Consider the following 20,595-nt stretch of genomic DNA (forward strand, 5'->3'; position numbering starts at 1 on the left):
TGCGTACAGAAACCTATCGATTTCATCATGGAGGATATCCGTAAAAGAGATGCCGAAAACCTGAAGCGTGAGAAGGAGTGGAAAGAGGAGATGATGCGTAAGGGTGCCAACAAGGATAAGCGCAAACGCCCTGAAAATCTGATTATCCAGGAGATTGATGCCGATATGACCAACCCTGCCTTCGTGATGCGTACCGCGGAAGCCAAGGAACATTTCCTTTATACGTCGCTGAACGAAATCGACCAGTTTGATGCGCTCAAAGGTAGCGGTTATCAGCAGTTCCGTATCATGTGCCTCGCTTTTGACCCAGGTAATTTATATGGACAGACACGAGTGGGAACCCAAAGTGTCACCGAGCGTGTCACCATCCGTTTCAACTGGAATGCTTCTACCACCATCCATAAAGGCATCAGGTATTTCAAGCGTGTGCTGACCGATGGTCCGGTTTCCCGTATCAACTTCTGCACCATCCCCGAAAGAGACATCGGCGAGGACATTCCCATCTATGGAACCTATGATGAGGAATTCAGAAATTCTCTGAAACCTTACATCGATAATCTCTGCATGGCTTCGGGGCTGGTGGAATGCAAGGAGGCTTTTCATCTTGCCGAGGTGCTGAAGGATGAGAATGCGGAATTCTCCCGTCTGTCGCAGGACAGAGTCTATGAGAATCTGAGCTTCCGTGCCAACGTAATCGGCTATCTGAAGGCTTGTGTGCTCTATGTGGCGAACGGTTATCAGTGGGAGCCTGAGATTGAGGATTTCATCCGCTGGAGCGAGCGTTACGACCTCTACTGCAAGATGCGTTTCTTCGGTGATGCCATCAAGAAGGCGGAGCTGGAGTGCGATCAGGAGAGCAAGAGAGGTCCGGCAAGCATCCTGGGATTCCTGCCTGAGGAGTTCAACTATCAGCAGGTGGAAGCCTTGAGAGTTGAGCATAAGATGAGTGCGAAGGGCACGATGAAGATGCTGAACAACTGGCTCTTCCGTGGATATATCAAGGTGAAGGAGAAAGACTCAAATACTCAGTTACTCAAATACTCAGTTTTTATCAAGACCCATTATTAAAAAATCTATTTGATATGGAAATTGTTGTAAAAAGAATCGCAAAGAAGGAGACTTATACCATTGGCCGACTTTATCTGTTGGCTGATGGTGATGTGAAACGTAAGGCGCTGTCGGGCAAGACTGCCGGCGACAAGCGCAGTTTCGAACATAGTTTTGATTTGGAGAAGTTGTCTAAGGACAGCTACTTCTGTGATACCCTGGAGCCTACGTGGCGCAACCTGAAGGGCGTGGAGCTCCAGCCCGGGGAAGTGAATGCCCGCTTCAGCAGAGAGAGTGGCAAGGTGGCACGAAAGATTCCGGGCCGTACCGCCATCCCCGAGGGCTCGTATCGTGTGCTCATCACCAAGTCGCCCCGATTCAAGAAGTGGCTGCCGTATGTGCAGGGTGTTCCCGGTTTCGAGGGCATCCGCATTCATGCCGGCAACAAGCCCGAAGATACCCAGAGCTGCATTCTGGTGGGCGAGAACAGGGTAAAAGGTATGGTGGTGAATTCCCGCATCTGGCTCCATCGTCTGATGAATCGCATCCAGGCGGCGGAGAATCAGGGGGAAGGTATCTGGATTACCATCATCTAAAAAATGCAGTGCGCTGCAAATTTCTTATGAAAACTAGGAAAATTTGCAGTGCGCTGCATTTTCTATTTCAATCCTCATTCCTTCCGGGTTAAACCGGATGCCGTCGCGATCGATGAATCTCGAGAGGGAACCATCGGCGGCAAGCGACTTCGGGGTGCCGATGGAGAGACGGTCCTGCTCCATCAGCCAGAGACTGTCGGAGAGCTGCAGCGCCAGCTCTACATCGTGAGTGGAGAGCAGGATTGCCTTGTGCTGCTCGTGTGCCAGGCGGCGGAGCATCTGAAGGGTTTCTACCTTGCTGGGAAAATCGAGGAAGGCGGTAGGCTCGTCGAGGATGATGATGCGGGTCTGCTGGGCGAGCGCCTTGGCTATCATCGTCTTCTGGCGCTCGCCATCGCTCAGCTCGGAGATGTTGCGCTGGGCGAGGTGGGGGATGCCGACCTGATGGATGGCTTCATCTACTATCTGCTGATCTGCCGGAGTAAGGGTGCCCCAGAAATTGGTGTAGGGAGACCTGCCGATGCCTACAATCTCCTTGACAGACAGCTGGGGAACATCGATGCGGGAGGTGAGAACCACGCCAATCTGACGGGCTAGCTGCTGCGCCGGATAAGCGGAAAGAGGCTGATCTTGAAGAAGGATTTCGCCATCCAGGGCTGGCTGGAAACCGCAAAGGGTTCTGAGCAGGGTGGATTTGCCCACTCCGTTGGCGCCGATGAGGCAGGTGAGCTCGCCCGGATGCAGGGAGGCAGAAACAGCAGAGGCTATCACCCGGAGCTGATGCTTCGGACGATAGCCAATGCTTAGATTCTTGAATGTAATGCAGGATTCCATCAAAAATATTTTTCCTTGTTGTTTTCGGACCTGTGATTGTTCAAGTTTCGCAAATGGGGAAGTTATAGGAAGTTAAAGAAGTTATCGCTTCCCCATATACGAGTTTGTTACTTTGCTGCCAAAACCTCAACCTCTACGAGTGCGCCCTTAGGCAACTTCTCTACGGCTACGGCTGAACGAGCTGGGTATGGCTGGCTGAAGAACTCGGCATAAACCTCGTTCATGGCTGCGAAATCGTCCATGCTGTTCAGATATACAGTAGTCTTCACTACGTGAGAAAGGTCGGTACCGGCTGCCTTCAGGATGTTCTGGGCGTTGGTGAGGCTCTGACGAGTCTGCTCCTTGATGCCACCCTCTACGAAGTTGCCTGTTGCAGGGTCGATAGGAATCTGACCTGATGCAAATACGAAACCGTTTACTTCGATCGCCTGGCTATATGGACCGATAGCTGCAGGCGCATTGTCTGTGTGAATTGCGTTCATAATTAATTTCCTTTTTCTATTTATTAAATCAATCTGGATGCAAAGATAAGCATTTTTCCCCAAAACTGACCTATTTCGCATCGAAATTTAATAAGTTTTCTTACTATATTCGCTCGGTGTACATCCAAATTGCTTCTTGAAGCTGGTAGAGAAGTGAGACAGGGTGTTGAATCCCGTCATATAGGCAATCTCCGAGATGTTGTACTTGCCTTCCACGATGAGGGTGGCGGCACGATTGAGCTTATAGGTCTTGAAGAAGACGCTTGGATTCTCTCCTGTGAGTCCCTTGACCTTGTAGTAGAGCTTTGTGCGGGAGATGTGCATCAGTTTCGTTACCTTGTTGACATCCAGTTCCGAGTTGGCAAGTTCCTGCTCCATCATATGATAGAGTTCGTCCATGAAGAGTTTATCTTGTGGCGACAGTACTTCCTCCACGTTCTTGTCGGTCTCCGTGGCGTTGGTCAGGATGGTCTTGGTCTTCTCACGGTTGGTGAGTTGCGAGTTGATCATTGCCAGGAGGACCTTTGGGGTGAACGGTTTGGTAACGTAGGCATCTGCTCCACAGTTCAGTCCCTCCACCTGGTTTTCGGTGGTGGTTTTTGCCGTTACCAGGATGACTGGGATATGGCAGAGCTGGATGTCTTGCTTGATTTCCTTGCAGAGTTCATAGCCGCTCATTCCCGGCATCACCACATCGCTGAGGATGAGGCTAGGTTCTTCCTCCCTTGTCGCCTTCAAGGCACTCTCGGCATCGAAACGATAGATGATGCGATAGGATGAAGCCAGGAGGGTGCGAAGATAATGCACCACTTCGGTATCATCATCTACGATGAGTATTTTCGGACGGTTGTCTGTACTGTCGTCTTGACTTATCTTGTCTGCCACCTTCTGACTGTCGTGCAGTGGGAAAGCTTTCTTCTGGTCTTGCTCCAGAGGGGCTTTCTCGTTGGCGGCATAGAGGCTATCCTCGGTAGGCAGGGTAACGGTGAAGATGGCTCCCTGACAGTCTTTGCGATTGCCCGCCTTTAGATTGCCATGGTGAAGTACGGCCAGGCTGCGGGCATAGTAGAGTCCGATGCCTGTACCCCAGTTGATAGTGCCTGTAGACTGGTTGTTCAACTGATAATATCGCTTGAAGATATTCTCCACCTCATTCTGTGGGATTCCTTTGCCTGTATCTGCTACCGTGATGGTGATGATCTGTTCACCCTTGTTAGTGGTACCGGTGTCGAAAGAAACATCTATCTTACCGCCACGAGGGGTAAACTTCATAGCGTTGGACATCAGGTTGTTGATAATCTTTTCCAGTTTGTCGGAATCCAGAAGCATCAGGTAGGAACCTTCCAGTCCGTGACAGTTCAAGGTGATTCCTTTCTCCTCGGTATTCACGATGAAGAGGTCCATGATGCGCTTCATCTCGGAGATAATGTCGGTTTGCTTGACGTGCAAGCGGAGTGTGTCGTTCTCCAGCTTGTTGAAGTCGAGCAACTGGTTGACGAGTCTCAGCATTCTATCCACGCTTCGGCTGATGATGTTCAACAGCAACTTGTCGTGCTTGTTGATGCTTTCACTTTCGCAGAGTTGTTCCACTGGTCCAGAAATCATGGTGAGTGGTGTTCGGAACTCATGCGATATGTTGGCGAAGAAACTCATGTTCATCTTGTTGATGCGCTGTTCCTGCTCCTTCTCATCCTTAGCCTTTTGAACCATGTTCTTCTCGATGCTGATGCGCATCTTCTGCCGATAGATCACGAAGCCGACGCCCCCTATTATAATAAGGTATAGGCACCATGCCCACCAAGAGTTCCAAGGCTCAGGGGCGATGCTTACCAGTATGCTTTTTTCGGCGATGATATTGTCGGATCCATTGCCTACCATCTTTACCTTGAAGGTATAGTTGCCGGCAGGCAGGTTAGAGTAGTACGCCTCGTTGTTATTGCCGGCATCAATCCATGTATTGTCGAATCCAGCCATTTGGTAGAAGTAATGGATGCGCTTGTAGTCGCTGTAGTCGATGGCAGAAAAGGCGATGCTGAAGCTGTTTTGTTTGTAGCTGAGGTGGATATGGGGTGATTCTTCCATACTCTCCTTGATACATCCATTCTTGCCAGGAAGCATAATCTCATTATGTACCTTGAGTGTTTCGAAAAGCAGACTTATCTGCTGGTTCGTGTTTACGTCTTGTGGATTGAAGATGGTAAGTCCCTGGGTACCGCCGAAGATGAGAGTTCCATCTGATAGCTTGCACGATGCCCTATCGTAGAATTGGAAGCCTTTCACACCGTCAGCCTCGTTGTAGGTGGTTACCTTTTCTGTTTTTCCATCTATCTTGTTGAGTCCATACATCGTACTGACCCAAATGTTCCCATCTCTATCTTCCTCGATGCTGGAAATGTCGGAGCAGGAGATTCCTGCTATGGTGGTCAGCTTGTGGCTCTTTGCTTCATACTTCAAGAGTCCGTTGGTGACTGTACCCAACCAGATGTTGCCCTTGCGGTCTTGATAGTTCTTGGTAGGGATATACACACTTCGCTTGATGCACTTTTTCCAGTCATCCGGATTCACTTTAAACTCTTGGACATCGAAGTTGTTTCCATTCATTTCCAGGATAGGTCTGTAGAAGGCAGATATGAGCATGCTGCCATTCTGCAAGAGCATGATGCTGGGAATGAAGCAGAAAGTGGTAGGGAAGAGTTGTTTTTTGGTCATCTCTCCACTTTGTGCTGAAATGCAGTAGATGTTGACGGATGCCGTGGATACCCAGATGTTTCCCTTTGCATCTTGGCTGATGTCCATAGGCATGAAGCAAGGGTAGGAGGCTACCTTGTTGAGATTGTTGCCATCGTATTGGTACTTTGCCACATGGTCGCCATTGGCTAGCCATAGATGATTGCTGCTATCCACAAAGATGTTGGTGATGGCATTCTTCTTGTTGCCGTTGCTGTAGGAAACCATCGGTATGTCCTTGAGTTGCTGGGTTTGCAAGTCATACATATAGAGTCCGTTCTTCTTGGTAGAAATCCAAAGGTGGTGATTCCTGTCGGCGGCTACGGAGAGTACGGGCTGTTTGCCGATGGCACGTTGAAGGGCAGGCATGCTGTTAAACATATCCTTGTATCTGTAGATGGTTTTTACGCCATCGTCTTCAGAACCGAGCCAAAGGTTGCCCTTGGAGTCGGTTAACATCTTGTTGACTTCCATATCAGGCACTTCGAATGGGAAATTCTTGTCGCTTTGTGGCAGGATGGTTCCCTTCTGGGCATTGAAATAGAGTAATCCGTGCTTGGTGGTGCTAAGCAGAAGGTTGCCTTTTGCACCATACGGATGGATGCAGTTGACCATGTCGTTGGGGATTTGCAAGCCTTGCAAGGCTACAGGGAGATGTTGCCATTTCCTGGTGTCCGTATCAAAGAGCTGCATTCCATTGTAGCCAGAGAGGTAGAGCTGATGCCCATCGAGGAGAAAAGAGACGATGGGATAATTCTGTACTGGGCTTTGGGCGATAAGTTTGAGGTCTTGGGTGCGATACCCCTTGACAGAGTAAGGGGTAACAATCCACATCACATCTTTTCGGTCTATATGGCAAGAGATATTATAGCAGTTCTTCTCCAGCATTTTGGAGAGCCTGGTGATGGCTTTGTTGTTTTTTTCGTCATATTGATACAGGTCTGTTGTCGTGAGAAGGAAGATTCTTCCCTCCTTGTCTTCCAGGATTTTTTCGATGTTCTTGTTAGTGCCATTGATACTTACTCGTTTGAAATTGCCATTGGCCTGGTATAGGCATACGCCATTGACGGTGGCTACCCAGAGTCGGTTGTGAGAGTCACGATAAATGTCGGTAATATTGTTGTCGGGCAATCCCAGTGAATCGTCCACGCAGTAGTATTGGTGATACTGGTTGCCATCATACTTGTTGAGACCACGGAAGGTACCTATCCAGATTTGTCCGTATCTGTCTTCGCAGATGCTCTTCACCTTTTGGTTGGAGATATAATCAGACAGGACGAGGTTCTTCTCGGGTGAAGAGACTTCGGGGATGTCTTTTTGGTCCTGGCAAGCAGTAAGAAGAAGGGCTGCCAAGAGGATGAGTACGTTATAAAATACCTTTGTTTGTTTCATAATCGATGGTTTTGATAGTTGCTGCAAAAGTACTATAAAACCTTGATATATACAAGGTTTATAAGACTTTTTAAACAAATACGCAAGTTTTTGAACATATAGAAAACCCCATTTTGAACAAAAACGTAACACAAGAAAACAAGTTAGAAAAAGGTGTATGATAAAAAGCAATACCTTTGCAGCCGTAAACAATCAACTGATTTACAAGAATAAAAGCTTAACTAACAAAGTATTATCTTTAATGAGTAAAATCTATGAGAAAAATGAATGATTACAGAAGGTTCCTGACCTTCGTGTTCTTATTGATGATTTCCGGTTCTGCTGCCTTGGCGCAGGAACTGATGAAAGTCGCTGGTCTCGTAGTTGACCAAAATGCCGACCCTTTGATTGGTGTTACCGTGCGTGTGCAGGGAGACAACAAGGGTGGCACTGTAACCGATATGGATGGTAACTTTACGATCCATGTGCAAAAAGGTAAGACCCTTGTCTTCTCTTATCTTGGTTATAAGAATAAAGAGGTATTAGCCAACTCTTCCAAGCTTAAGATTACATTACATGAAGACAACAAGGTGCTCGACGATGTGGTAGTTGTGGGCTATGGAGTTCAGAAGAAAAGTTCTGTAACAGGTGCCATCTCTCAGGTGAAGAAAGAGGATATGGAGAATCGTACCATCACCAATGCCAAGTCTGCTCTTCAGGGTAAGACCGCAGGCGTACAGATTGTCTCTTCTTCTGCTCGTCCGGGTGCATCACCAACCGTTCGTATCCGTGGTTTCTCTTCCAATGGTTCTTCCGATCCTCTCTATGTAGTAGATGGTGTGCGCCTAGGCGATATTAGTGGTATCGATCCTAATGACATAGCATCTATGGAAGTGTTGAAGGATGCCGCTTCTGCTGCCATATATGGTGCAGAGGCTGGTAATGGCGTGGTTCTCATTACTACGAAGAAGGGTTCTGTGGGTAGTGGAAAGATAACATATGATTTCCAATATGCCATCGAATCGCTTGCTAAAAAGCCTAAGTTGCTCAATGCCGAAGAATATATCCAATATATGAAAGAAGGTAAAACCTTTACCGAGGATTATCTCTTGAAGAATTGGGATGGAACAACCAATACCTCCTGGGTAGATGCCATCTACGGCAAGGGTAAGATGCAGAAGCACAACCTGGGCTTTACGGGTGGTAACCAAAATGGCAACTACTATCTTTCGCTTACTTATCTTGACAATGATGGTATGGTAAGAGGTAATAATGATCTCTATCGTCGTCTCACCGCTACCATCAATGCTGAATATCAGATCAAGCCATGGTTGAAGGTGGGCACTACTAACCAGATTGAAAAATATAACGCCCGTTCTGTGTCAGAGGGTTCTGAGTATGGTTCTATGATGGCAGCTGTGCTTTCTATGGATCCATTGACCCCCGTTGCATACGAGGGTGGAAACTTGCCTGCTCATATTGCTAGTGCCTTGGCAAGCGGAAAGCATCTCTTGACCAATGCGGCTGGTAACTACTATGGCGTGTCAGCTTTCTATGCAGGTGAGCAGTTCAACCCATTCGTGATGCGTGACAATGGCATATCTCGCAACAGTGGATTCAATGTGAATGGTTCCATCTATGCAGATTTCAAGCCTATCAAGGATCTTGTGATTACTTCTCGCTTTGGCTATCGCTTGTCGGGTACTCGCAGTTCTTCCACTTCACTTCCTTTCTATGGAAATGCAACGCAAAGCCGTGATTATGTAGATCAGAGTGCATCTTCTTCTACCTCTATCTATTATCAATGGGAAAACTTTGCCAACTATATGAAGAAACTCGGCGACCATACCGTGAATGCCATGGTTGGTATGTCTTTCCAGGAATCTACCTACGATTACGTGCAGGGTGGTTTGCAGGCTAATGGTGAAGATGCTGTCAAGAAGAACAATCCATTGTTCTACTATCTGAATTTTGCATCCGCTTCTGCTACCAAGTCTGTAGGTGGTGAGAAAACTCGCTCAGCCAAGTATTCTTACTTTGGCCGTTTGAGTTACGATTATAAGAACCGTTATTATCTGCAGGCTTCCCTCCGTGCAGATGCTGCCGACTTATCTAAGCTTCCAGCTACCAACCGTTGGGGATATTTCCCAGCTGTGTCTGGAGGTTGGACCATTTCTGAGGAAAAGTTCTTCGAGCCTTTAAGAGATGTTGTGGCTAGTTTGAAATTGCGTGCCAGCTGGGGTCAGAATGGTAGCTTGGCTTCCTTGAGTGGCTATGCCTACAGCACCGATATGGCGCAGGGTAGCATTTATCCGTTAGTTTCTGGTAATAATTATACAACGTCTGTTAGTCCATCTAGTATGGGTAACGATAAACTGAAGTGGGAAACATCAGAGCAGACCGACTTGGGTATCGATGCGCTCCTCTTTGCTGGCAGAATGAACTTCAGCATGGACTATTTCGTGAAGAAGACCAAGGACTTGCTCGTGGGTGGTACCACTCCATCTCTGGTTATCGGCGGCACCACATCTCCTATCAATGCTGGTAACGTAAGCAACAAGGGATTCGAGTTTGAACTCGGTTGGAGAGACAACATCGGTGATTTCAGCTACAGTGTACGTGGCAACCTCGCTACCTTGAAGAACGAGGTTACTTATCTCGACCCATCCTTGACCCGTTTGCAGGGTACTACCTTTATGAATGTGCCTCTCACGTACTTCGAGAAGGGTTATCCTGTGTATTATTTCCGCGGCTATCAGTTTACAGGCATAGACTCAAAGACGGGCGATCCAACTTTTGCCGACCTGAACGATAGTGGTGATCTGACCGATGATGACAAGATGGACTTGGGCAGTGCCATTCCAGACTTCACCTATGGTATCACCTTGACCGCAGCTTACAAAGGTTTCGACTTGGCAGTATTTGGTTCCGGTGCATCAGGCAACAAGATATTCAACTGTATCAACCGTACCGACTTCCCTATGGTCAACAAGATGAAGGAACTCTTCTATGACGACCGTTGGACGGAGAGCAATCCTAATGGTAGCAAGCCACGTGCTGGTGCCAACAATATGGACAAGTATGCTACATCCAGCGCAATGGTATATGATGGATCTTATTTCAAGATTAAGCAGATTCAGTTGGGCTACAGCTTGCCGAGAACCCTTCTCAAGAAGGTGGCAATCAGCAATTTGCGCCTCTATGTATCTCTCGATGACTTCTTCACCATCACCAAGTACCCAGGCTTCGACCCTGAGGTTTCTACCAATAGTGTTGTGGGTATGGGTATCGACAAAGGCGGTTATCCAACCTCAAGAAAGGTAGTAATGGGCTTCAACTTGGAGTTCTAAGGTCTAGAGGGTTCATGTAACTAACATACATATTCTATATATAATAACATTAGGAAATTATGAAAAAGAATATCATATATAGTCTGCTTCTCGTTGTGGCAGTGTTATTTGCCGGTTGTGAAGACAGACTCGATATAGCAAAGCATGGCAATATGGGTGGTCAGGATGATTTCTACAAGACCAATGAGCAGACCGAGCAGGCGGTGGCTGCCATGTATAGCCGTGTGAAGGGATTGTATTATACTTGGTTCTTTACCAAGAATATGCTTTCGGATGATGCTTGGTGTGGCGGTGGTAGTCGTGGCGACAACAACTCATACGAGCAGTTGAATGAATATACCTTCGATTCTAGCAACGGCAATATCGAGGGCCTGTTCTCGGGTCTCTATGGTGTCATCTATCAGTCAAACCTCGTTATAGAGAAGGTGGCTAATGATACGGAAGTCAAGAAGCGTGCCATAGCCGAGGCTTATTTCTTCCGCGCCTGGGCTAACTTCGAGCTGGTTACCCTTTGGGGTACAGCTCCATTGGTAGATCATCTCTTGGCTACAGGTGAGTACCGCCAGCCAAACAGTACTCCAGAGGCGCTTTGGGCTGCTGTGGAGGCAGACTTGAAAGAGGCAATCGGCATGAATGCCTTGCCTTCCAAGAAGAACAAGGATGACCAGGAGACGGGTATGCGTGTTACCCAGGAGGTGGCAAAGGCTTATCTGGGCAAGGCTTATCTCTTCCAGAAAAAGTATCAGGAGGCTGCATCCGTACTCAATGAGGTGGTGGATTCCAAGAAGTACGACCTCTTCCGTGGCGACTATGATATGCAGTTTCATGCCGTCAACAACAACAACTGTGAGTCTATGCTCGAATTGCAGTGGCGTAACGACCAGGAGCAGACTTGGTCCCAGATGGACATGACCTTCCTGATGCAAGGATGGCGTACTGGCAATATGACGCTCGAAGGCAAGGCTGCCGACGAAGTGGCTCAGGGAACCTACGGCTTCTTGAATCCTCGCAAGTCTCTCTATGAGGCATTTGTAAAAGCAGAGGGCGAGAATGGATACCGTTTGCAGAAGACCCTGCTCAACAGTGATCAGATGACAGCATACGGTGTGAAGTTGAATCCTGGACAGAACATCTATGGATGTGAAGGATACCTCTTCTTCAAGAACCGCATATTGAAGAGTGACAACATCATGGATGCCTCCTACTTCCAGGGATTTCAATATACCGACCGAAAAATTATGCGTTATGCCGAAGTTCTCCTTCTGGCTGCCGAGGCAAACCTGGAGGCTGGCAACACAGACGTAGCGCTGAAAGACATCAATGAGATTCGTATTCGCGCCAAGGAAACTCCATTGATTAGCGTTACCTTGGACGATATCAAGATGGAGAAGCGCTTGGAACTCTGCCTGGAAAGTACCCGATTCCAGGACTTGGTACGTTGGGGTGATGCCAAGAAAGCCTTGGCTTCACAGGGTAAGGAAATTCCTAACTATTCTTCCAAGGGCGTAAGTTGGGATTTCTCCAATTCTACTTTCGGATTCCAAGACAAGCACATGTTGCTTCCTATTCCTTTGAAGGAAAGAGAATTGAATCCTAATATCCAGCAGAATACGGGATGGTAATCTTCTAATTAACTGATATTTAAATGATATTGATATGAAAAAATATATAGGTTCAATATTAAGTCTGTTTATTGCAGGGCTGTGTTTCACAGCCTGCGATAACGATGCTCTTGATGGTATGCAGGGAGTATATGCAGATATGCAGAATTATACATCGCAAGAGGCTACCGTGCAGCCTACCACTAAGTTAAAGAAAGGCGTGAAGGCGCTCAATGTAGATATAAAAGATGTAAAGGGAACTGTCATTCAGGTTAGTTTTGGTAGTACCGAGTGGATTCTTCCCGCTGCCTCTTATACCGTAGCTGAGACCGTGGCTAACAAAACTTGTGTGGTCAAGGTGAATGGTGAGGCAATGAAGAGTGGTGACATCGACGTATCTCTTATCGGGGGCAAGTATTACTTGAACGGTTTGTTTGCCAATGCCGCCGGTCAGCGAGTGAAGTTGAATTATGTAGGAGAGCTTGCCTTCGTTGTGGGACAGGATGACCCAGAGGCATCGGGCTATACTCTTACTATCGCTCCAAATCAGATTGTCGATTGGTCAACGGGTGCTCCTGTCGTCGTGAATCCTAATGCTACCAAGTATATCATCTCTATCAACAATCCAGCAGGTCAGCCTGCTGCTTGTCTGGAAGCCGTGAATGCCAATCAGCTCGGTCATACAGACTTGGCTGGTGAATATACCATTCAAGGGAATGCTTCAGAGCCTTGGTTGATGGGCAATGGTTATGCTTTCCCTCAATACGGTTTCATGGGTGGTAGTTACTTCGTGGATGAGGCTGGTGTCGCACAATACATCACGGCAGGTAAGATCATCATCTCTACCGTTAAGGATGCAGAGGGACAGGACTTATTCTCATTCGAGGGCGCTGACCTTGAAACCCAGAGTGGTGTAGATGGAGCGGCTGGTAAAGGATCATTTAAGATTAAGTTTGCTGCCATCGCCAAGTAAAGCCTTGAATAGGCAGGTAGATACCTTTACTCAAGCAATAGTTTTTGAATAATCAACAGTTGTTGAAAAAGATAATAGAGTTTGGTTAATTAATATAAAAAGTAAAACGTTATATCCAATGAAAAGATTTTCGATATTAGCAATAACATTGTGTGCGATTGGTGGATCTGCCTTCGGACAGCAAGCCTTGTTCGGAGGACAGATGCCTCTATCTCCTGAGATTCATGCAGACAAGACCGTTACTTTCCGCTGCATGGCACCAGAGGCACATAAAGTACAGATAACAGGTGACTTCTTGCCAACCAAGAAAGTTGATACCCCGATGGGTAAGTATGATATGCCTGGAGTAGCCGATTTGAAGAAGGATGAGAAGGGTGTGTGGTCATTTACAACCACTGCTCCTTTGGCACCAGAGCTTTATAGCTATACAATGATGGTGGATGGCGCCAGTGTTACCGACCATCTCAACGTCTATACCGTGCGTGACATCGCCAACGTTTCCAACTATTTCTTGATAGGCGGAGGAAAGGCAGATCTCTACAAGGTCAACAAGGTAGCGCATGGAACCGTATCAAAGGTCTGGTATGATGATGCCAAAGCTGGCCTTACTCGCCGTATGACAGTATATACTCCTGCAGGTTACGAGACCAGCAAGCAGAAATATCCTGTGCTTTATCTCTTGCATGGCATCGGTGGCGACGAGGAAGCGTGGATGGATTTGGGACGTGCTTCGCAAATTCTCGATAACCTCATTGCGCAAGGCAAGGCGAAGCCAATGATCGTCGTCATGACCAATGGCAATATCTCTCAGGAGGCAGCTCCAGGACAGACTTCGGATAATCTGATAGTTCCTACATTGGGATTGCCTAAGACCATGGAGGGCTCTTTCGAGGTATCTTTCCCTGAGGTAGTGAAGTTCATAGATAGTCGCTATCGTACCATCGCCAGTGCTCAAGGTCGTGCCATAGCAGGTCTTTCGATGGGTGGTTTTCACTCGCTCTATATTTCTATCAACAATCCTAAAACCTTTGGTTATGTAGGTTTATTCTCCGCAGCCATCGGCAAGGAGCAGAGGAGCGATGGAGCCAATGAGTATATCTACGACAATCTGGATGATAAGTTGGCTAACCTCTTTGCTGCCAAGCCAAAACTCTTCTGGATAGGCATAGGTAATTCCGATTTCCTCTATAAGGACAACAACGCTTTTCGAAAGAAACTGGATAGCAAGGGATACAAATATACCTATATGGAAACTGATGGGGGACATATTTGGCGAAATTGGAGAATCTATCTCACTGAATTTGCCCAAAAAATATTCGAATAATTAGCTGGAAGGTCTTCTAAATCTTAGGAGACCTTCTATAGAATGAGACTAACAATTATTAAAATTAGATAACAATGAAGAAAATTACATTCTTGGCAACTGCCTTGCTGATGAGTCTTGGCAGTTTTGCCCAACAGGCTTTGTTTGACAATGCTCCTGTTATCTCACCCGAGGTGAATGCCAACCATACCGTAACATTCCGCTTGAAGGCTCCTAATGCCCAAAAGGTGCAGGTTACTGGTGATTTCTTGGCACCGAAAACCATTGATACACCATTGGGAAAGTATGATGCTCCTGGAGTAGCTGATATGAAAAAAGATGAAAAGGGTGTTTGGACTTTTACCAGCCAATTGCTTTCCCCTGAGTTGTATTCTTACAATTTTCTTTTGGATGGAGTGAAGATCGTTGACCCGGGAAGCGTGTATATCACTCGTGATATTACCTCAGAAACCAATATATTCATTCTTTCAGACAAGAAAGGTGATTGTGGTGATCTCTATACCGTTAACGAAGTGCCTCACGGAAATGTATCTAAGGTATGGTATGATAGTCCTACACTCAAGATGCAGCGCCGTATGACGGTCTATACTCCAGCAGGTTATGACAAGGGCAAGGATTATCCTGTACTCTATCTGCTCCATGGCGCTGGTGGCGATGAGGATGCTTGGACTACTTTAGGTCGTGCACAGCATATTCTTGATAATTTGATTGCCACAGGTAAGGCTAAGCCTATGGTCGTGGTGATGACCAATGGCAATCCTAATTGCCAGGCTGCTCCAGGTGAGTGGTCGGCAGGTCAATATATTCCTTCTTTCTATGGCTATCAAGGTGCTAAGCCAGCTGCCACCATGGATGAGAGTTTCCCTGATGTGATGAATTATGTGGAGAGCCATTACAAGGTTGCTAAGGACAAGGCTCATCGTGCCATCTGTGGACTCTCTATGGGAGGTGGTCATTCTTTCGATATCTCTCGTCGTTTCCCTACCAAGTTTGATTACATCGGGCTCTTCTCTGCAGGTTTGCATGTGAGTACTACTGGCGATTTCCGTAATGACTTCTACAAGCAGTTGCAGGGGAATGAGGAGGCTAAGACACAGTTGGCTACTCTGTTTAAGAACAAGCCAAAGTTATATTGGATTGGTATGGGCAAGACCGATTTCCTCTACAAGAGCAGTGCAGACTTGCGTCGCTACTTCGATGAGAAGGGGTATAAATATACCTATTTGGAGACGGAGGGTGGACACATCTGGCGTAATTGGCGTGTGTATCTTACAGAGTTCGCACAGAAGATTTTCAAATGATAAAATAAGTTTTTCAAGTAATAGCTTAATAAAATATTTTTTTTTAACAAGGTATAGACAATGATAAAACAATTATTAGTTTCTTCATGTGTGCTTTTTTCTGCGACTTTCGTAGTGCAAGCACAGAATCCGAAGTTGGGTGTGTCTCCTATTCAGGATGTCATCAATGCGATGACTCTCGATGAGAAGATTCAGTTGGTGGTAGGTTCTACGGGTAAGTATGAGAGCCAGATGGAGGCTACCATTGGTAACCAAGGTCAGTTGGTACAGGGTGCCGCAGGTCAGGTGAATGGTATTGAGCGTCTGGGCATTCCTGCTACGGTTGTAGCCGATGGTCCTGCTGGTCTTCGCATCGACCCTAAGCGCAAGAATACCGACAAGACATTCTACTGTACCCACTTCCCTGTGGCTACTGTGATGAGCTCTACCTGGAACAAAGACTTGGTGTATTCCGTAGGTACCTCTATGGGAGACGAGGTGAAGCATTATGGCGTAGATGTCTTGTTGGCACCTGCTACCAATATTATGCGTAATCCTCTTTGTGGTCGTAACTTTGAGTATTATTCAGAAGACCCATTGTTGGCTGGTACCATTTGTGCTGCTATGGTGAATGGTATCGAGAGCAACGATGTCGGTACTTCGTTGAAGCACTTCGCACTGAACAACCAGGAGACCAATCGTACTCGTAACAATGTTATCGGTAATCCACGTACTTTCCGTGAGATTTACTTGAAACCTTTCGAAATCGTTATCAAGGAGGCTCAGCCTTGGACAGTGATGACTTCTTACAATCTCATCAATGGTACGATGTCTAGTGAGCGTTGTGACTTGATAACAGAGATTCTTCGCCATGAGTGGGGATTCAAGGGTATGGTGATGACCGACTGGTTTGGTGGTCTTAGCGCAGCTGCCCAGATGGAAGCGGGTAACGACCTGTTGATGCCTGGTAAGGCAGACCAGGTGAAGGAGATTCGCAAGGCTGTGCTCAATGGTCGCCTGTCTATGGAAATCCTCGACCGCAATGTGCGCCATATCTTGGAGTATATCATGCAGACTCCTCGTTTCAAGCAGTATGTTGCCGACAACAACCCTGATTTGAAGGGACATGCTTTGGTGGCTCGCAATGCCGCTACCGAGGGAATGGTGTTATTGAAGAATAACAAGAATGTATTGCCACTCGATCAGAAGATTAAGAACATCGCTCTCTTCGGCAATACTTCTTATGATTTCATAGCTGGTGGTACTGGTTCTGGCAATGTTAACCATGCTTATGTGGTAAGTTTGTTGGATGGTTTGAAGAATGCTGGCTATCAGGTGGATGGCGATATCCATAAGTCATACATAGAGTATGCTCCAAAGGCAAAGGCGAACTTGCCAAAGCCAAAGAATCCTTTGGAGGCTTTCTTGCCTGGTCACTTCATCCCTGAGATGAGCCTTGCTGAATTGAATATGTCTGCTGCCGTCAAAAACAACGATATGGCAATCATCACTATTGGTAAGTCGTCTGGTGAGTTCTTGGATCGAAAGATTTCTGATAGCTTCAATCTCACCAAGGAGGAGAAGGATATGATTTCTGGCGTTTGCAACGCTTTCCATAAGGCAGGTAAGAAGGTGGTTGTCATCTTGAATGTATGTGGCGTTGTTGAGACCAAGAGTTGGATTGGTGGTCCTGATGCTGTATTGTTGTCTTGGTTGCCTGGTCAGGAGGGTGGTAACTGTGTTGCTGACATCTTGGCGGGTAAGGAGAATCCTTCTGGTCGTCTTCCTATGACATGGCCTGTAAGTTATAACGATGTTCCTTCTAAGGCTGATTTCCCTAACCCTGAGACTGTCAAGGTTGATGATGTGCTTGGTATGTTTATGGGCAAGGGCATCGGTAGCAAGGGTAACGTGAAGAATGTGGATTACACCGAGTATAATGATGGTGTTTATGTAGGTTATCGTTATTACCAGACTAAGAATGTGCCTGTATCTTTTCCTTTTGGTTATGGTATGAGCTATACTACCTTTAAGTATGGAAAACCTGTGGTAACGAAGGATGCACAGGGCAATATCAAGGTCCTGGTGACTGTGAAGAATGCTGGTAAGGTAGCTGGTAAGGAAGTTGTTCAGGTATATGTGGCAGCTCCTGGCAAGGATATGGATAAACCAACCAGGGAACTTCGTGGTTTCGCCAAGACTAAGAATTTGCAGCCTGGTGAGTCGGAGACAGTTTCTATCGATATCCCATACAAGAATTTGGCTTCTTTCAATGAGATTGATAGTCAGTGGCAGGTTGAGGCTGGTGATTACAAGGTGATGGTGGCAAAGAATGCTGCTGATCTCAAGCCTCTCACCACCGTGATTACTGAGGAAGCTGGTGTAACCGAGAAGGTTCGCCCTTGCTTGCTCAAGGAAGTAAAGTAGTTCTATCAAAGATAAAGCTCAAAAATAAAAGAGCTTGATGGTAATAAAGAGTAATAAAGAGTTTAATAAGATATAAAAAGAGGGTGCGCTATCAACTGACGGCGCACCCTCTTTTTATATTTTATGGATATTTCTAAAAGTCTCTTCTCTTATATAATCCAGAGATGGAAGCCCTTCTGTTCCAGGGCACTCTTGATTTCCTTGACGTGTTCCTCGTCGCGGGTCTCCATGGTGACACGGAGTACGCAGGCATTCACCTTGTTGCGGTTGGCAGAACGGTCGTGATGAACTCCCGTGATGTTGCCGCCCAGGCTTGCGATGACGGAGGCTACCTCTACCAGCTCGCCCGGCTTGTCGTCCAGCTCCATCTCGATGGTGCAGAGACGTCCACTCTTTACCAATCCTCGGTTGATGACACGGTTGAGGATGGTTACGTCGATGTTACCGCCGCTTACTACGCAGATGGTCTTCTTGCCCTTCACCGGTACCTTGTTGTACATCACGGCAGCCACACTGGCTGCTCCGGCACCTTCTGCCACCATCTTCTCGCTCTCGAGGAGCTTCAGGATGGCTGCGCAGATCTCGTCCTCGCTTACGGTGACGATTTCATCCACATAGTTGGAGCAGGTTGCGAAGGTAATCTTTCCCGGTTCCTTCACGGCGATGCCGTCGGCTACGGTTGCCACAGATGGCAGCTTCTCCTGCTTGTGGTCGTGGAGGCTCTGAACCATGCTGGCTGCTCCCTCTGCCTGGACTCCATAGACCTTGACGTTAGGATTGAGCGACTTGATGGCGAAAGCGACTCCCGAAATCAGTCCGCCGCCACCTACCGGCACTACCACAGCTTCTACATCAGGCAGCTGGTCGAGGATTTCCAGTCCGATGGTTCCCTGTCCGGCAATCACCTTTTCGTCATCGAAAGGATGCACGAAGGTATAGCCGTGCTCATCCTTCAGCTGCAGTGCCTTCTGGTAAGCGTCATCATAGACGCCCGGAACCAGGCAGACCTCTGCACCCAGACGCTTGGTAGCCTCTACCTTGGAGATAGGGGCACCCTCGGGCAGACAGATGAGGCTTTTCACTCCCATGGCGGTAGCGCCGAGAGCCACACCCTGTGCGTGGTTGCCTGCCGAACAGGCAATCACACCCTTCTCCTTCTCTTCCTGAGAGAGTTGGGAAATCTTATAGTATGCACCTCGAATCTTGAACGACCCCGTCTTCTGGAGGCATTCCGGTTTCAGATAAACATCACTATCTGGGTTGATTCTCGGTGTGTGAACCAGCTCAGTTTTTCTAATCACGTGGCTCAGCACGAAGCGGGCCTTGTAGAAATCGTCAAGTTGTAACATAATCGTTGATATGCTTTAATTCTGTTATCTGCCAGGATGATAGTTCCTGAGTGATTTTTGACTGCAAAGGTACTCTAAAAGGAAGAAAACACAAAATATTTCAATTTAATTTTTGTTATTCCCCTCAAGTTTCCTTAGTGGTTGGAGTAAGTATGTGGGAGCGATGGCCTGCTACATGCCGAAGTGCTCCAGCGCCGCAGCTACGCCGTCTTCCTCATTCGAGAGGGTGATGTAGTCGGCATCGGCTCTTACTTCCGGGGCAGCATTCGCCATGGCTACTCCCATGCCTGCAAGCTTGAGCATGCTCAGGTCGTTGTAGCCGTCGCCGAAGGCTATCATATCGGCAGGGGTGAGATTGATCTTCGCGAGGAGTCTTCTCAGCGACTGCGCCTTGTCGATTCCCTTAGGCACCAGTTCGAGGAAGAATGGGGCAGATCGGAAGACATCCATCTTATCGCCCACCACATCCAGCAGTTCCTGTTCAGCCTTGAGCATATCCGATGGGTCGCCCGTCATGAGGAGCTTGGTAGGATGAGGCTCCAGTGCTTCGAGCAGATTCTCTACCTTGCGGATGTTCATCTTGTTGATGCGCGATTCTTCCTTCACATACTGATCGTCTGGCATTTCGGTGATGATTTCATTGCCGGCGTATCCCAGCAGGGCATGGCTCTTCTCTCGTGCGTACTTATATAATACAGGGATTACCTCATCTGGCAGAAACTGGGTAAAGAGTTTCTCGCCGGTCTGGGCATTCACGATGTTGCCACCATTATAGGAGAGGATATAGCCCCCTCGCTTCTGCAGTTCCAGGCATTCTGCCACCGGCTCGATGCCGTAGGTAGGGCGACCGGATGCAAGGATGATGACGGCTCCCTGGCTGGCAGCCTGGAGCAGCGCTTCGCGGGTTTTCGGGGTAACCACCTTCTCGTGGTTGGTCAGGGTGCCATCCAGGTCGAGTGCGATGGCACGGTAAGGAATCTGTCTTGCTTTTTCCATTGTTCTATGTGATTCTTTGTTTTTTATGCGTGCAAAGATACAATAATATTTTGAAAAATGGGACGTAAAGTGTATTTTTGCTAATTTTGTTCCCCAAAAGGTGGTCATTTGAACGAAATGACTCTGTTTTTATCAGTGCTAAATGGTTTTTGAACGATAAGCACCTATCTTTTGTTGTTTGACATACACTATATTAGAAAATTATTGTTATCTTTGCACCGCAAATCATATAACAATA

12 protein-coding genes and 1 pseudogene are annotated in these 20,595 nt (G+C 47.2%); 8 read left to right on the forward strand and 5 right to left on the reverse strand.

Annotation, left to right across the window (positions count from 1 at the left end; genetic code table 11):
- Together AAAT87_RS11090 and AAAT87_RS11095 are read left to right on the forward strand one after the other, a co-directional pair.
- Positions 1–1,068 (forward strand): annotated as a pseudogene (locus AAAT87_RS11090) (hypothetical protein); the annotation flags it as partial.
- Between the two features lie 14 nt (positions 1,069–1,082).
- The gene (locus AAAT87_RS11095; RefSeq protein ID WP_295025486.1) at positions 1,083–1,643 is read left to right on the forward strand and encodes a DUF5675 family protein; all 561 of its coding nucleotides are present in this window, start codon (positions 1,083–1,085) and stop codon (positions 1,641–1,643) included.
- 33 nt (positions 1,644–1,676) lie between these two features.
- Here the strand turns inward: AAAT87_RS11095 and AAAT87_RS11100 are convergent, their stop codons facing one another.
- From AAAT87_RS11100 to AAAT87_RS11110, 3 genes are all read right to left on the reverse strand, one after another.
- Positions 1,677–2,477, reverse strand: a complete 801-nt coding sequence (locus AAAT87_RS11100) for an ABC transporter ATP-binding protein (RefSeq protein WP_349226448.1) — start codon at positions 2,475–2,477, stop codon at positions 1,677–1,679.
- Positions 2,478–2,584: 107 nt separating this feature from the next.
- A complete protein-coding gene (locus tag AAAT87_RS11105) occupies positions 2,585–2,959 on the reverse strand; it encodes a RidA family protein (protein ID WP_006848032.1) in 375 nt (124 codons plus the stop codon).
- Positions 2,960–3,046: 87 nt separating this feature from the next.
- Complete coding sequence (locus AAAT87_RS11110; RefSeq protein ID WP_349226449.1) at positions 3,047–7,078, reverse strand: hybrid sensor histidine kinase/response regulator transcription factor; 4,032 nt, start codon at positions 7,076–7,078, stop codon at positions 3,047–3,049.
- Positions 7,079–7,332: 254 nt separating this feature from the next.
- Here AAAT87_RS11110 and AAAT87_RS11115 point away from each other — a divergent pair, with 254 nt between their 5' ends.
- The 6 genes from AAAT87_RS11115 to AAAT87_RS11140 all read left to right on the forward strand — a co-directional run bounded on the left by AAAT87_RS11115 (position 7,333) and on the right by AAAT87_RS11140 (position 18,012).
- Positions 7,333–10,407 carry a SusC/RagA family TonB-linked outer membrane protein gene (locus AAAT87_RS11115; protein WP_428848576.1) on the forward strand — a complete coding sequence of 1,025 codons (3,075 nt, stop codon included), beginning with the start codon at positions 7,333–7,335 and terminating at the stop codon, positions 10,405–10,407.
- A 59-nt stretch (positions 10,408–10,466) separates the two neighbouring features.
- Entirely contained in the window at positions 10,467–12,029 is a 1,563-nt protein-coding gene (locus AAAT87_RS11120; protein WP_349226450.1) for a RagB/SusD family nutrient uptake outer membrane protein, read from the forward strand.
- 34 nt (positions 12,030–12,063) lie between these two features.
- Complete coding sequence (locus AAAT87_RS11125; protein WP_295024676.1) at positions 12,064–12,981, forward strand: hypothetical protein; 918 nt, start codon at positions 12,064–12,066, stop codon at positions 12,979–12,981.
- Between the two features lie 118 nt (positions 12,982–13,099).
- The gene (locus AAAT87_RS11130; RefSeq protein ID WP_295024675.1) at positions 13,100–14,305 is read left to right on the forward strand and encodes an esterase; all 1,206 of its coding nucleotides are present in this window, start codon (positions 13,100–13,102) and stop codon (positions 14,303–14,305) included.
- A gap of 74 nt (positions 14,306–14,379) precedes the next feature.
- Positions 14,380–15,606 carry an esterase gene (locus AAAT87_RS11135; RefSeq protein ID WP_119229458.1) on the forward strand — a complete coding sequence of 409 codons (1,227 nt, stop codon included), beginning with the start codon at positions 14,380–14,382 and terminating at the stop codon, positions 15,604–15,606.
- Between the two features lie 63 nt (positions 15,607–15,669).
- Positions 15,670–18,012: a glycoside hydrolase family 3 C-terminal domain-containing protein gene (locus tag AAAT87_RS11140; protein WP_427866513.1), complete on the forward strand. Its 2,343-nt coding sequence runs from the start codon at positions 15,670–15,672 to the stop codon at positions 18,010–18,012.
- A gap of 149 nt (positions 18,013–18,161) precedes the next feature.
- On the opposite strand, the gene ilvA is transcribed toward AAAT87_RS11140, so the two are convergent.
- Together ilvA and AAAT87_RS11150 are read right to left on the reverse strand one after the other, a co-directional pair.
- The gene (ilvA, locus tag AAAT87_RS11145; RefSeq protein ID WP_295024672.1) at positions 18,162–19,361 is read right to left on the reverse strand and encodes a threonine ammonia-lyase; all 1,200 of its coding nucleotides are present in this window, start codon (positions 19,359–19,361) and stop codon (positions 18,162–18,164) included.
- A gap of 171 nt (positions 19,362–19,532) precedes the next feature.
- The gene (locus tag AAAT87_RS11150; RefSeq protein ID WP_296974590.1) at positions 19,533–20,339 is read right to left on the reverse strand and encodes a Cof-type HAD-IIB family hydrolase; all 807 of its coding nucleotides are present in this window, start codon (positions 20,337–20,339) and stop codon (positions 19,533–19,535) included.
- Between the last annotated feature and the right edge of the window lie 256 nt (positions 20,340–20,595).

This window comes from Segatella sinensis (genome assembly GCF_040095255.1).
Taxonomy (GTDB): domain Bacteria; phylum Bacteroidota; class Bacteroidia; order Bacteroidales; family Bacteroidaceae; genus Prevotella; species Prevotella sinensis.

What these genes read in the sequence shown, in the direction of transcription:
- AAAT87_RS11100 (WP_349226448.1), bottom strand. Translation starts at nt 2,477, where the DNA reads ATGGAATCCTGCATTACATTCAAGAATCTAAGCATTGGCTATCGTCCG.
- AAAT87_RS11115 (WP_428848576.1), top strand. Translation starts at nt 7,333, where the DNA reads ATGAGAAAAATGAATGATTACAGAAGGTTCCTGACCTTCGTGTTCTTA.
- AAAT87_RS11135 (WP_119229458.1), top strand. Translation starts at nt 14,380, where the DNA reads ATGAAGAAAATTACATTCTTGGCAACTGCCTTGCTGATGAGTCTTGGC.
- AAAT87_RS11110 (WP_349226449.1), bottom strand. Translation starts at nt 7,078, where the DNA reads ATGAAACAAACAAAGGTATTTTATAACGTACTCATCCTCTTGGCAGCC.
- AAAT87_RS11130 (WP_295024675.1), top strand. Translation starts at nt 13,100, where the DNA reads ATGAAAAGATTTTCGATATTAGCAATAACATTGTGTGCGATTGGTGGA.
- AAAT87_RS11095 (WP_295025486.1), top strand. Translation starts at nt 1,083, where the DNA reads ATGGAAATTGTTGTAAAAAGAATCGCAAAGAAGGAGACTTATACCATT.
- ilvA (WP_295024672.1), bottom strand. Translation starts at nt 19,361, where the DNA reads ATGTTACAACTTGACGATTTCTACAAGGCCCGCTTCGTGCTGAGCCAC.
- AAAT87_RS11125 (WP_295024676.1), top strand. Translation starts at nt 12,064, where the DNA reads ATGAAAAAATATATAGGTTCAATATTAAGTCTGTTTATTGCAGGGCTG.
- AAAT87_RS11105 (WP_006848032.1), bottom strand. Translation starts at nt 2,959, where the DNA reads ATGAACGCAATTCACACAGACAATGCGCCTGCAGCTATCGGTCCATAT.
- AAAT87_RS11120 (WP_349226450.1), top strand. Translation starts at nt 10,467, where the DNA reads ATGAAAAAGAATATCATATATAGTCTGCTTCTCGTTGTGGCAGTGTTA.